This is a genomic window from Aequoribacter sp. (assembly GCF_965659035.1).
Classification (GTDB): Bacteria; Pseudomonadota; Gammaproteobacteria; order Pseudomonadales; family Halieaceae; genus Aequoribacter.
In genome coordinates this window covers 23689-36571 of the sequence record NZ_CBFHWH010000002.1, presented here as the reverse complement: position 1 = coordinate 36571, position 12883 = coordinate 23689, and the positions used below count along the sequence as shown (strand labels likewise).

Here is a 12883-nt window from a genome sequence, read left to right as displayed (position 1 = left end):
TGCATCAAAAACGCGTATTCTAAAGCCCTTCACAGAGCAAGGCGTGCGACAAAAGCGCACACTTCAACAGTGGTTGGCTTCTAGGTTCAGCAACGATTGCTTTGCCTTTAAACCGCCACCAAATCCCGTGAGTGAGCCGTTGCGGCCAATGACTCGATGGCACGGGATAATGATAGCGATTGGGTTGCGGCCGTTGGCAGCTCCCACCGCGCGCACGGCTTTGGGGCGCGCAATACTTGTGGCGATATCGCTGTAGGCACGCGTTTCGCCATACGGTATTTGCTGTAGTGCCTTAAGCACATCGCGCTGAAACGGGGTCCCGCTTGGGGCTAAATTTAATTCAAAGTGTTTTAGCTTGCCGGCAAAGTAGGCGTCGAGCTGTTGTCGCACTGCGGTAAACGGCTCCTCTTGATAGATCCAGTCCTCGGGAGCCTCGCCTACCGCAAAAGCGTTCGGAAAGAATAATTGGTGCAGTGCTTGGTCGGTACCCGCCAAGCGCAGGGTGCCCAAAGGTGAGCTGTGGTAGCAGAAATACATGATCGTGATTCCCTGTAAATGTTGCTACAGTATGCCATGGGCCAGGTGTGTGCCTTACATCAAAAGTACTCAAATCACATCGTAGCGGAGCAAACCAAAACATGGCTTTATCTTACCCTGACGTTTGTTCAGCTCTAGATACGCTCGCCGATCGTTGCCAGTACGTTGCACAAGCACTCCAGCAAGTAGGCTACCCGCCGGAGCGCGTGGGTAAATCGGACGATATGGCGTTGGTGCGCATTATTGTGGGCCAGCAGTTAAGTACTAAGGCAGCCGCCACCATTAATCAGCGCTTATCGGATTTATTGGGTGACGGCGGCTACGGTAAAATTCACAGTTTCAGCGACGACGAATTGCGAGCAGTTGGCATGTCGCGCCCCAAAATACGCTATTTGCGGGCGCTGGCAGATGCCCTGCTGAACGGTGAGTTAGTGTTAGCTGACTTTCCCAGTATGGACGATGAATCGGTGGTTAAGGCTTTAACCGCGTTGCCCGGGTTTGGGCGCTGGTCCGCACATATGTACTTATTGTTTAACCTGCAGCGCACCGATGTCTGGCCTACCGGTGACTTGGCGGTACGAGTGGGTATTAGCCGCATGGTGGGCGCCGAAGGGCGTTTAACCGAAGCCGAGCTCGAGCAGTGGGGTGAGCGCTGGCGCCCCCACCGCAGTGCCTTGTCGCTGCTGGCGTGGCACTATTATGGGGCGACTAACAGCGCGTAGTACCTCATTAAGTCTCGCGCAAATGATCCCAATGAAAGCGAATATGATCGTCGATAAACGTGCTGATAAAAAAGTACGAATGATCATAACCTGGGTGTTTGCGTATGATGGCGTTGTAACCCGTGTCTTCGCACACGGCCTCCAGTTCATCTAGCAGTAGCTGATCCTCTAAAAATGAGTCCGCTAAGCCTTGATCGATCAGGGTGGGTAGCTCGGGCGCGCCTGCCTCGATGAGGGCACAGGTATCGTATTTGGCCCATTCATCTTCGTTGTCACCCAAGTAGTTAGCAAAGGCCTTTTCACCCCAAGCGCAATCCATGGGAGCGCAAATGGGCGCAAAGGCTGATACCGATTGAAAGCGCGAGGGGTTTTTCAGTGCAATGGTTAGCGCGCCATGGCCGCCCATCGAGTGGCCCGAGATCGACATGTTGTCGGTATCGACAGGGAAATGCTCGCCTAACACGTCGGGTAATTCTGACACGATATAATCGTACATCTGATAGTTTTCATCCCAGGGTGCCTGTGTGGCATTGAGATAAAACCCTGCGCCCAAGCCGAAGTCGTAGGCGCCCTCTGGGTCGTCGGGCACATGCTCGCCTCGTGGTGAGGTGTCGGGGGCCACAATTGCAATACCCAGTTCGGCGGCAACTCGAAACGCGCCCGCTTTGGTCATGAAGTTCTCGTCGTTGCAGGTCAGACCCGACAGCCAGACCAACAAGGGGGCAGCAAACTCATGTGTCTGCGGCGGTAAAAAAATAGCGGCAGTCATGGTGCAGTTATTGACCTGGGATTCGTGTGAGAAGCGAATGTGCTCGCCGCCAAAGACCTTAGTGCGCGAAAGAATGTTAATCATACAAAACGACCGAGCGAATACTCTTACCAGCATGCATCAAGTCAAAAGCGGTGTTTATCTCACTTAAGGGCATAGTGTGGGTGATTAAATCGTCGATGTTGATCTTGCCCTCCATGTACCAATCGACAATCTTAGGCACGTCGGTGCGGCCTCTGGCTCCCCCGAAAGCGGTGCCGCGCCACGAACGGCCTGTCACCAACTGGAAGGGCCGAGTTGCAATCTCTTGACCCGCGCCGGCTACGCCAATAATGCAGCTTTGCCCCCAGCCTTTGTGGCAGCACTCTAGGGCATCGCGCATAACATTCACATTGCCAATACACTCGAAGCTGTAGTCCACACCGCCGCCGGTCATTTGTACGATGTGGTCTACCAAGTTTTCGCAGTCTGCAGGGTTCACGAAATCAGTCATGCCAAAATGGCGCCCCAATGCCTCGCGCTCGGGGTTTAAATCGACGCCAATAATACGTGTGGCACCGACCATTTTTGCACCTTGAATGACGTTAAGACCAATGCCGCCCAAGCCAAACACTGCAACCGTAGAGCCGGGTTCAACCTTCATGGTGAAGGCGACGGCACCAATACCCGTGGTGACACCGCAGCCGATGTAGCAAATTTTGTCGAAGGGTGCGTCTTCGCGCACTTTTGCTAAGGCAATTTCAGGTAGCACGGTGTAATTCGAAAAGGTCGAGCAACCCATGTAGTGCAAAATGGGGGTGCCATCTAAGCTAAACCGGCTGGTGCCGTCAGGCATAACACCTTGGCCTTGTGTGGTGCGAATGGCTTGGCATAGGTTGGTTTTGGGGTGCAGGCAAAAATCGCACTCGCGACACTCTGGGGTGTATAAAGGAATAACGTGATCACCGGGCTTTAAGGAAGTTACGCCCGCGCCAACCTCGCGCACAATGCCTGCGCCTTCGTGCCCTAATATGGCTGGGAAGGCCCCCTCCGGGTCGTCACCTGACAGTGTAAAGGCATCGGTGTGGCACACGCCCGTGGCCTTGATCTCGACCAAGACTTCGCCCGCTTTAGGGCCTGTGAGGTCGACCTCGCAGATTTCAAGCGGGGCTCCGGCTTTGAAGGCGACGGCGGCTTGGGTTTTCATGGTGATACTTCCTATCGATAACTGGGATATAGCCTATAAATGTAGACGCTTAGTTCACACTTTGCCAGTCTTGAGTGGAGACTCGCCTTGCCTTGGTTTAGGATGCGAACTTGAATTTGACAGGGGTAAAACAGCATGCTCGATCTTGCGATACAAGATGCGATAGACAAGGGTGATTATTTCGACGCGATTGCACTTCTGCAGGCTGCCGTATCAACCCAAGACGATCCAAGCCTTATTTATCAACTAGCGATTAACTTGCAGCGCGTGGGGCATACCCAAGATGCGCTAGATCTATTTGATGACGCAGAGAGCAAAGGATTTAGTGACCCAATGCTTACGGTCAATCGGGGACATGCCTACAAGGCATTAGGCGATGTCAGTGCTGCCGAGCAAGCCTACAGGAAAGCACTTCACGGTGAGGTAGCGCTGCGAGCCATCGTCTATTGGTCCTTGGCGGATTTAAGCAGTCGCTCTCTGCACGAAGAAGATTTGGCTGAGATCCAAAAGCTCTTAGATTTGGAGTCAACCTTGCCGGGCTATCGTGCACTATTACTGTTTGCCCGCGGCAACGCGCTTGATTTAGTCCGCAACCATGAGCAAGCGTTCGCAGACTTTAACGCGGCTAACGATATTCTTGCCCAAATCAGACCTTTTCAGGGAGAGCTGTACCACAAGCTCATTAATGAGCTAATGCAAGTATCTTCCATCTCATCATATCTTGAAAGCGACTTTACACCCGTTTTTATTGTTGGGATGCCGAGATCGGGTACGACGCTGGTGGAGCAAATTCTAGCCGCACATTCTCAGGTTGCCGCGACCGACGAGTTGGTTAAGCTCGGGCATTTGTCTATAGAGCTCGAAGAGGCGGGGGGGTATGCCAAATTTCTGGATACACCAGACGCAGATCTGGCAATTAAGATGCAGGAAGCCTATAGCGGTGCGATAAAGCAGTACAATGGCCAGACGCCTTATTTGATTGATAAAAACCCCAATAATTTTTTGCATATCGGTCTGATCAAACTGCTATACCCCAAAGCTAAGATCATCAACGTCGTTCGCGACCCTCTGGATAATGCGATGGGGGTGTATCGGCGTTACTTCGATAAAGGGTATGAATTTAGCTACTCGCTAGAAGGCATTATCTTTCACTGGCAGGGCTACGTTTCGTTGATGAATCATTGGAACACGCTGTTCCCGGGGCAAATCTATCATCTCGATTATGCAAAACTTGCATCAACGCCTAAAACTGAAATCTCTGGGCTGTTGACGTACTGTGGGCTGGCCGATGAGCCGGCTTGCTACGACTTGCGAAAAAGCACCCAGGCTGTGTTGACCCCAAGTTCTATCCAAGTGCGCCAACCCATCTCGACGAAGTCATTGGGAGCGGGTTTAAAATATCAGAAATTCTTGCAACCGTATTTGCGACAGCTTGCACAATTAAAATTGCACTCGGACAACGTGTTTGGCTTCAAGAGCTAGGGGTCATTTGTGGACGGCTTTCTGTCGTCCCAGCGCCAAAACGAAAAAAAAAGCAGTTTTTTTAAGGTTTTGTGAATTATTTGTGATTTGGCTTGTCAAAAACGCCTTTCAAAATTTTTTCTGAAGCAGTATAAATGTGGGGCTACCGTCCATACGGTGTGGACGGCTGTGGATAATGGGGTCAAATAAAGACCTTGTTACCCAAAACTTAAATTATTCTTACCGGGGAGATGTAACATGGTAAAACCAAACCCAATGCGAGATGCAGTGCGTTACGCAATCGGTATTACCTCTGGCGCGCTGTTGCTGTCAGGCGGTTATACCTATGCGCAAGATGCTGACGAGAGCGCAGAAGTAGTAGAAGAGGTACTGGTTACTGGTTCGCGTATCAAGCGTACCACCAATACCCAGTCGCAAGAAATTATTACAATTAACGCTGAAGACATGGAAATCCAAGGCGATATCTCTGTTGCTGACGCTCTGCGTTCATCAACTTTGAACTCACTGGGTTCGTTCCGTGAGTCATCAGGTAGCAGCGCTCAGTCAAACGCGACTATCAACCTTCGCGGTGCTGGTGCAAGCCGTACTTTGGTGTTGATCAATGGTCGCCGTGTCGCTGGCTCGCCTTCTTTGGGTGGCGGTGGTACCGTGAACTTGAACCTGATTCCTTTCTCTGCGGTTGACCGTGTAGAAATCATTCCTGACGGTGCATCTGCAGTTTACGGCTCTGACGCGGTAGCGGGTGTAGTAAACGTCGTACTGAAAAAAGGTTACGACGGTGTGCGTATTGCTGGCCGTATGGGCGATCGAGATCGTGATGACGGTACAGAGGAAAGTATTTCTTTCCTGGCAGGCGCATCTAACGACCGCGGTAGCGTGACTTTCGGTATCGAATTCGATAAGAAAGACCCTATCTTTGACGCCGACCGCAAGTTTACCGCGGCGCGCTATGGCGACTATGACGGTGACGGTGATATTCTCGGTTACGCTGAGACTGTTGGCGTCTCGTTTTACGGCTATACGCTACTGAATCCAAATTATGACCCGAACGTAGCATACGATCCCAATGACCAAAATACGTGGTATGTGACACCGGGTGCTAACTGTCAGGATGGTGTTAACGGTTTCGCAGGTGTAATGCGCGCTGACTTGGTGTTTGGTCCTGAGTCTGGATATTACTGCGGCTATGCGTTTGGTCTTGTGTCTGCAAACCGCGCTGGCTTGGAGCGTATCAACTCATGGGTTTCTGCTGAGTACAAATTGACCGACAGCATTGATGGTTATATCGACGTTATTATGTCTGATAATGAGTCTTTCGGTCGCTACGCACCTCCAGCAGCTACGGGTCCAACTATCCCTGGTGATCCACGTAACGATATCGGTGCCACCTTCGGTTACTTCCGTTGGACTGACATCGGTACACGTGACAACGTCGTAAACGATACGTTTAAAGATATCAACATCGGTTTGACGGGTGAGTTGGCAAGCAATCTGAGCTGGGATCTGAACTACACTTACTCTGACTACCGGTCGTCGTCAGTAGGTATGTACTACCTGAGCTACGCCGGTCTTGCGTACAACATTGCGTACGACATCCAAGACTTCGATCAGTTCGTCGCAAACATCAAAGCGACAACCCATAACGATGATCGTCAAAACATGAAAAAATGGTTTGCCGGTTTGCAGTGGGATATGTTCGAAATGGCGGGCGGTACTGCATCTAGCTACTTTGGTGCAGAGTACTACGAAGTGAATTACGCAGCCCTTGTCGACGCTCAGTCAGAAGCGGGTCTGATCGGTGGATCTGCGGGTAACTCTGCGGAAGGTTCTCGTGATGTGACCGCGTTCTCTGTAGAAGCGATCTTCCCAGTGACTGACTGGTTGGAAATTGATGCGGCCGTTCGTCACGACGATTACTCTGATTTCGGTACAGCGACTTCGCCTCGCCTAGGTTTCACCATGACGGTACCGGGCTATGACCGCGTGCAGATTAAAGGTTCTTGGGGACAAGGCTTCCGTGCTCCTGATCTGTCAGACTTGTACGGTGCCACTTCGTTCTCAGCTGAGAGCGCAAGGGACTACTTAGGTTGTGAAATTGCTGGGCAGGACCCATGTCCTTCTAAGCAGTTTGATACCTATATTGGTTCAAACCCCAATCTTGACGCTGAAACCTCGGAAACGATGTCTATCGGTGTAACTTGGGAGTTCTTGGATGGCTGGTATGCTTCGATCAACCACTTCACGTTAACGCTTGAAGATGCGATCGAGTACACCTCAGCCCAAGACCAGTTGGATGTTGATTTGCAAACCAACGGAAACAACCCCAATGTAGAGCGTAATGCTGTGGGTGGTGTGACTCGCATCGATGCGGGCTTCCAGAATGCGGTAACCGATGTAGAGCGTGAAGCACTTGACTACGCTGTAAACGGTCTGTTGTCTACGGACTACGGACAGTTCAACATGGGCTGGAATGCAACGCAGTACTTGAACTACGATGCAGAGCGTAGCTACGGTACGGGCGACTTGTACAACGCTGCAGGTACGTTGGGCTTCCCTGAATGGCGTATGAATGCTTACGTTGCATGGTCTATGAACAATATGTTCGCGAACCTTGCTTGGGATTACATTGGCGAGTCGGAGTCTAATAGCTCAGACACCAAGTACAAAGCGTGGGATGTTATGAACGCGTCTGTCGGCTACAACTTCGATTCTTGGGGTACGGTAACCTTTGGTGCGAATAACGTCACTGACGAAGACCCATTGTTGGATTCATTCGGTACTCAGGTTGATGAATACCAGTATCCATTGGTAGGTCGCGTATGGTACTTGCGTTACACTCTTGAAATGTAATTTCAGAGTACTGCAGTAATGAGAAGGCCTGCTCTGCAGGCCTTTTTTTTCATTAGGAAATATCATGAATCCGTGGTCAGAGTTTTGGCAGCAAGGACATCCGACAACCTTTGGTGAATACTTTAAAGAGGGTTATCAGGGGCCGATTAAGGATTGGTTTGCAAAACAGTTTGCGTCTAATCCAAGATCAGAAATATTACTGGAGTTGGCGTGTGGTAATGGTGCGCTGATTCCTATGTGTTTAGATTTGGGGTTGTCGTTACAGTACCAGGGCATTGACTTAGCCGCAGTTGCTATCCCAGATGCGGTCCAAGTGCGCTTGGATCAGGCAGAGAATATTCAAGCGACGATTTTGGGGGGAACCTCGATAGAGGCTCTGCCATTCAATGATGGCAGCTTTTCGATGGCTTGCTCAGTGTTCGGCATAGAGTATTCCAATATCGAAAAATCGATACCCGAGATGAGTCGAGTGCTTCAAAAAGACGGGGTCTATCTCGGCGTAGTCCATCATATTGATTCGATTGTTTCGCAGATGTCTGCTCGTGCGGTAAATGAATACAATATGAGGGAAGTTCGAGACTTTCTAGACCAACTTCAAATTATCGCCCACCAAGCCAAAGTCGCAGGTGATTTGCGCGTTCTTAGTCGCAATCCAAAGGCGGAGAAGGCGCGCAAAAAGGTAAATCAGTACGCTGAGAAATACCTAAGCAATACCGATCTAAGCACCGCCAATGCCAGCATGTTTGAATTTGTCACTCGTGGCTTGCAGTTTTTTAAAGTGCTAGGTCAGGGGCCTCAGGTCGCGAGTCGCTTCATCAAGCGAGTTTACGAAGAAACCTTAGCCACTCGAGAGCGACACATGCAGATGTGTTCTGTGGCTATGCCGCAGGAGGGCATTGACCGTTTTGTGGAAATATTGTCGGATGCTGGCTTTGGCTCTGCGGAAGTCTCTATACTAAGCGATGACAAATCAATCATTGGATGGGCCCTATGCGCGCACAAAATTACTTAATTCTTGTATCGATTCTCGCTACTGTTAGTGTTCCTGCGGCGTCACAGGATATGCTCAGTTGCAGTAAAATTAACAACGACTCTGAGCGTTTAGCGTGCTATGACTCGGTCGCTGGGCGTGTCGAAGAGGCGCTCACCAAAGACGTTCAGGGACCGGCAGTGTCGCGTATTAAAGAGCGCGAGGAATCTATTCAAGCCGCTGTGATTGGTAATTACGATGTTGCCGCACAAGAATACGAAGGCTTTGTCATTGCAAAGATCTATTTGAATAATCAGCGCCGCCCAGTGTATGTCTCTAAAGACGGCCGTGTTTTTCAACAGGTAAGTGGCATAGCCCCGTTAGCGCAGGTGGGTGACGAAGTCGAGCTTGAGCAAGGTATGTTTGGAAGCGTTTTTTTGAAAACCGTGTCAGGTACGCGGTTTAAGGTGAAAGAAAAGTAAACGTTTTAATTGTTTGATGTTGTCCAAAGCGAATGTTGCACCACGAGACGCGGTGCAAAACTGCATTCAGTATTATCGACGAGGGCGTTTTGCTGACGCCCTTCGAGTTTTAGGACAGTTACTAGAACACTATCCCAATGACCCTTATATCTTTAATATTCATGCGGCGACTTTATTGAAAATAGGTTCCTATGAAGAAGCCGTGCTGTCCGCTAAGCGCGCAATCGAGTTGCGCCCTGACTACATTGAAGCACAAGGTAACCTTGCTAGCGCACACTTTGAGTTGAACGATCTCGAGCGTGCAGAGGCTGCAGCGACTCAAATCCTCGCAACTGCTCCGGCTGATTTGACAGGTCTTATTATCGGCGCTGAGTGCGCTTTATCGCGTGAGGACAAAACCGACGCTGAGGCGAAGGTTGCGGCGCTTCAGCAACATCATCGCTCAAGTGCACGGACGTGGTCATTAAGTGCCAAGTTGCATCGATTAAATGGCAACCTTGCGCAGGCACTGCAGAGTTGTCGCAATAGTTTATCGATTGATTCTGGTCGGGAGTCAGTCGTGGTAATGTACATTGGACTGTTGATTGAATCGACACAGCTCAAAGAAGCCGAGCAAGGACTAGTGCATGCGGCAAGGGCGTGGCCAAAATCTGCGGCCTTAACACATTTAAGAGCCCAATTGCGGGTGGCGACAGGTGAGATCTCGGAGGCAATAGCGATTTACGAGAGTTTGTTGACGGCAGAATGTAGATCAGACATCACGCTCAATCTAGCGAACTTATATCGCCAAACTGGGGTATATCCTGCAGCGCTCACTATGCTTTGGCAAGTTCTTGACTCAGATAGGGGGAACGTACAAGCCTTACTGGGACTGAGTCAAATGCCTCTGGACGAGCAGGACCGAGTAAAAGCTATATCCATTGCAGAGCGCGTTGCTGTCCAAGCAGACTTAAATCCAACTGATCGGGGGCATCTAAATTACGCTTTGGGTGCCCTGTATGCCGGTCAGAGTTTGTACAAAAAAGCTTTTATTGCCTACCAATCGGCAAATCTGATCCGCGCTCAGCAGCAGCCGTATGACGTTGGCTATGACCGGAGGCTTATGCGATCGGTCATGGCACATTACAAAACCATCGAGCAAACAGATTTAAAACCGCTAGATGTCGATACACAGCCAGTATTTATCGTTGGCTTGCCCAGGTCGGGCAGTACTTTGCTGGAACAGCGCTTGCTTGAATATGCTGATGTCACCAGTGTGGGTGAGCTTGAGATTCTGAATAGAAATCTTGGCGTATGGCTTAACGACCACTCAAGCTCAGATACTTCTTATGTTCAGCTGAGAAAAGTCCTGAGCGACTATCTCCAATATATAGCAGCACGCCAAACGGGGGCAAACATCGTCATCGACAAGCTCCTGCTGAATTATCGATGGATAGCACTAATTAGTGCGGTCTTGCCGCACGCAAAATTTATATGGCTTGATAAAGCGCCATTAGCGGCATGTTGGTCTTTGTACAAACAGCAGTTTGCGGGATACGAGTTTTCTTATCAATTTGAGACTTTGGCGGAGTATTTCGCCGCCTACATTGACTACAAATCTCACTGGCAAGCCGTCATGCCGGAAAAAATATGTTTTATTGATTATGAACGCTGGATGGACGACCCAAACACAGTGGATTCTCGTGTGGCTCGATTCTTGGGTCTTGAGCCAATTGCTACGACGTTTCAAGGGGCGCAGTCTGGGCGTTACATTGATACGCTGAGTTCGGCGCAGGTCCGCGAGCCACTGACCGCTCGTTTTACCGAGGAATGGCAACATTACCAAAGAGAACTAAAACCACTCGAAAGGTTGCTCAAAAGTGCGCTAGGATTGAAATATGGAAAAACCTTTGGAGAATAGAATGCGTGTTGCTCAAACCCTCGCTTTAATTTTCGTTGTGATGGCTCAAGGAATAGTTAATGCAGCGATAGCCCAACAACCCGATGTTGCTGAAATGTTCGCGAAACACTCCGAGTTTACCAGCGTGTCGATCTCCCCAGGCGGCGATTATTTGGCGGTTGGCATATTGCGAGACGGAAAACGCGCCGCCGCTATTCTTGATCTAGAGACAAAAGCGGTTAAGTCTTTAGTTACCTTTAAAGATCCACTGGAAGTTGCAGCTATTCGCTGGTTAAACGATGAGCGCTTACTGGTTACCATGGCACGCAAGATCGGTTCACTGGAAATGCCCGGTGGTGCAGGTGAGTTATATGCGGTGAATGCGGATGGTTCTAAGGGCAAAAATATTTTTGGCTTTATGGGGGTTGAGCCCATAGCGGCTTCAGGGCGTTATCTGGGTAAGTTGGATGATGATCACATCTTAGTGGAAGTCCACCCATGGAGTGGCGTGGCGGGCAAAGATCTACAGCCAAGTGTCATGCGCGTGAACATTCACAATGGGCGGACGCGTGAACTGACCAAAACCAATATTCGCGGCGCGACATTTTTGTTGGATGAAGACAAAGACGCGCGTTTTGCGATGGGTATGGACGACGATTTTAATTTGATTTTCTCTTATCGAGACAAAGGTAAGATCGATTGGCGTCCGGTGAACTCGCCGTTTACAAAAGATGTGTCTCCCTTGACTTTTGAGCAGGGCAAAGAGCGTATTCTCATGTTGGCACCGGATCCTGAAACGTCGGTGATTGGCGTGTTTTCGTATGATCCGCTTAAAGGCGAAGCGGAAAAGGTTTATGTCCATCCGGTGGCTGACGTCAGCAGGTTGTACTCGGATAAAGAAGATCAGGTTTATGGGGTGCGTATCGACGAATATTATCCCGAGTTCATCGCACTAGACTCCTCGCATGAATTGGCGCAAGTGCAGCAAACTCTGTTGGCGAGCTTCCCTCAGGGATATGTTTATCAAACGTCAGCTACTGAAGATCGGGATAAAATTGTATTCGTGGTGTCGGCGCCGAATCTGCCGGCACGCTATTATCTATTCGAGCCAGAGAAGAAAAAGGCGACCTTCTTGCTGGATGCCTACCCGCATATAGACCCGAAGATCCTGGCTACACAAGATGCCATCGAATTAAGTGCTCGCGATGGTACAACGCTTCGTGGCTATTTGACGTTGCCACCCAACAGCAAGGGCAAAAACCTCCCAATGGTTGTGATGCCTCATGGGGGCCCCCATGCAAGAGATATGTGGGGTTATGATCCTTCGGTTCAAATGTTGGCAATTGAAGGCTACGCGGTGCTGCAAATCAATTTCCGAGGCTCGACTGGCTATGGTACAAATTTCCGCGACGCCGGCTATGGCGAGTGGGGCCGTAAAACCCAAGAAGACATCATCGATGCGACCTATTGGGCAATTAATGAGGGCATTGCTGACAAAAACCGCTTAGCTATTTTTGGTGCGAGTTTCGGGGGCTATTCGGCCTTGCAATCGCCCATACTTGACCCCGACCTTTATAAAGCCGCGATTGGTTATGTTGGGGTTTACGATCTTGATATGCTTTATACAACCGGAGATATTGAAACTGCGCGCTGGGGTGAAGCGTACCTTGATACGACACTTCCGGACAATGAAGCGGATCGTATCGCGCAATCGCCCGCGCGCAATGTAGATAAGCTGAAAGCAGCTTTGTTTATTGTTCATGGAGTAGATGATCACCGCGCCGCCTTCGAACACGCCGAAGCCCTGCGCGATGCGCTGGATGAAATCAATTATCCCTATGAATGGTTAGCCAAAGATGGCGAAGGCCACGGGTTCTACGACGTGGATAATCGCATTGAGCTCAACAACAAGGTTCTGGCGTTTCTGGAAAAACACCTCAACTGAAGCGCTGGGAGTTAAAAGGGGCCTACGGGCCCTTTTTTGATGGACGGTTATAAGTCTGTTA

General features: G+C 50.0%; 10 protein-coding genes. 7 read left to right on the top strand and 3 right to left on the bottom strand.

The window, feature by feature from the left end:
- Positions 1-63: 63 nt before the first annotated feature.
- The gene (locus ACTF5Z_RS00855) at positions 64-537 is read right to left on the bottom strand and encodes a methylated-DNA--[protein]-cysteine S-methyltransferase (RefSeq protein ID WP_438984133.1); all 474 of its coding nucleotides are present in this window, start codon (positions 535-537) and stop codon (positions 64-66) included.
- Positions 538-638: 101 nt separating this feature from the next.
- On the opposite strand from ACTF5Z_RS00855, the gene ACTF5Z_RS00850 reads away from it, so the two are divergent.
- Entirely contained in the window at positions 639-1259 is a 621-nt protein-coding gene (locus ACTF5Z_RS00850; protein WP_438984132.1) for a DNA-3-methyladenine glycosylase family protein, read from the top strand.
- Positions 1260-1266: 7 nt separating this feature from the next.
- Here ACTF5Z_RS00850 and fghA read toward each other — a convergent pair whose 3' ends face one another.
- Entirely contained in the window at positions 1267-2112 is an 846-nt protein-coding gene (gene fghA, locus ACTF5Z_RS00845) for an S-formylglutathione hydrolase (protein WP_438984131.1), read from the bottom strand.
- A complete protein-coding gene (locus ACTF5Z_RS00840) occupies positions 2105-3214 on the bottom strand; it encodes an S-(hydroxymethyl)glutathione dehydrogenase/class III alcohol dehydrogenase (RefSeq protein ID WP_423849822.1) in 1110 nt (369 codons plus the stop codon). The genes fghA and ACTF5Z_RS00840 overlap by 8 nt, the downstream gene beginning before the upstream one ends.
- A gap of 135 nt (positions 3215-3349) precedes the next feature.
- Here ACTF5Z_RS00840 and ACTF5Z_RS00835 point away from each other — a divergent pair, with 135 nt between their 5' ends.
- From ACTF5Z_RS00835 to ACTF5Z_RS00810, 6 genes are all read left to right on the top strand, one after another.
- Positions 3350-4696: a sulfotransferase gene (locus tag ACTF5Z_RS00835; RefSeq protein ID WP_438984130.1), complete on the top strand. Its 1347-nt coding sequence runs from the start codon at positions 3350-3352 to the stop codon at positions 4694-4696.
- A 237-nt stretch (positions 4697-4933) separates the two neighbouring features.
- On the top strand, positions 4934-7546 hold the full coding sequence (locus tag ACTF5Z_RS00830; protein ID WP_438984129.1) for a TonB-dependent receptor plug domain-containing protein: 2613 nt from the start codon (positions 4934-4936) through the stop codon (positions 7544-7546).
- Positions 7547-7610: 64 nt separating this feature from the next.
- A complete protein-coding gene (locus ACTF5Z_RS00825) occupies positions 7611-8558 on the top strand; it encodes a class I SAM-dependent methyltransferase (RefSeq protein WP_438984128.1) in 948 nt (315 codons plus the stop codon).
- A complete protein-coding gene (locus ACTF5Z_RS00820) occupies positions 8537-8998 on the top strand; it encodes a hypothetical protein (protein ID WP_438984127.1) in 462 nt (153 codons plus the stop codon). Before ACTF5Z_RS00825 ends, ACTF5Z_RS00820 begins: the two co-directional genes overlap by 22 nt.
- A 52-nt stretch (positions 8999-9050) precedes the next feature.
- Positions 9051-10898, top strand: a complete 1848-nt coding sequence (locus tag ACTF5Z_RS00815; RefSeq protein ID WP_438984126.1) for a sulfotransferase — start codon at positions 9051-9053, stop codon at positions 10896-10898.
- A complete protein-coding gene (locus ACTF5Z_RS00810) occupies positions 10876-12822 on the top strand; it encodes an alpha/beta hydrolase family protein (protein WP_438984125.1) in 1947 nt (648 codons plus the stop codon). The genes ACTF5Z_RS00815 and ACTF5Z_RS00810 overlap by 23 nt, the downstream gene beginning before the upstream one ends.
- Positions 12823-12883: the final 61 nt, after the last annotated feature.

What these genes read in the sequence shown, in the direction of transcription:
- ACTF5Z_RS00855 (WP_438984133.1), bottom strand. Translation starts at nt 537, where the DNA reads ATGTATTTCTGCTACCACAGCTCACCTTTGGGCACCCTGCGCTTGGCG.
- ACTF5Z_RS00850 (WP_438984132.1), top strand. Translation starts at nt 639, where the DNA reads ATGGCTTTATCTTACCCTGACGTTTGTTCAGCTCTAGATACGCTCGCC.
- fghA (WP_438984131.1), bottom strand. Translation starts at nt 2,112, where the DNA reads ATGATTAACATTCTTTCGCGCACTAAGGTCTTTGGCGGCGAGCACATT.
- ACTF5Z_RS00840 (WP_423849822.1), bottom strand. Translation starts at nt 3,214, where the DNA reads ATGAAAACCCAAGCCGCCGTCGCCTTCAAAGCCGGAGCCCCGCTTGAA.
- ACTF5Z_RS00835 (WP_438984130.1), top strand. Translation starts at nt 3,350, where the DNA reads ATGCTCGATCTTGCGATACAAGATGCGATAGACAAGGGTGATTATTTC.
- ACTF5Z_RS00830 (WP_438984129.1), top strand. Translation starts at nt 4,934, where the DNA reads ATGGTAAAACCAAACCCAATGCGAGATGCAGTGCGTTACGCAATCGGT.
- ACTF5Z_RS00825 (WP_438984128.1), top strand. Translation starts at nt 7,611, where the DNA reads ATGAATCCGTGGTCAGAGTTTTGGCAGCAAGGACATCCGACAACCTTT.
- ACTF5Z_RS00820 (WP_438984127.1), top strand. Translation starts at nt 8,537, where the DNA reads ATGCGCGCACAAAATTACTTAATTCTTGTATCGATTCTCGCTACTGTT.
- ACTF5Z_RS00810 (WP_438984125.1), top strand. Translation starts at nt 10,876, where the DNA reads ATGGAAAAACCTTTGGAGAATAGAATGCGTGTTGCTCAAACCCTCGCT.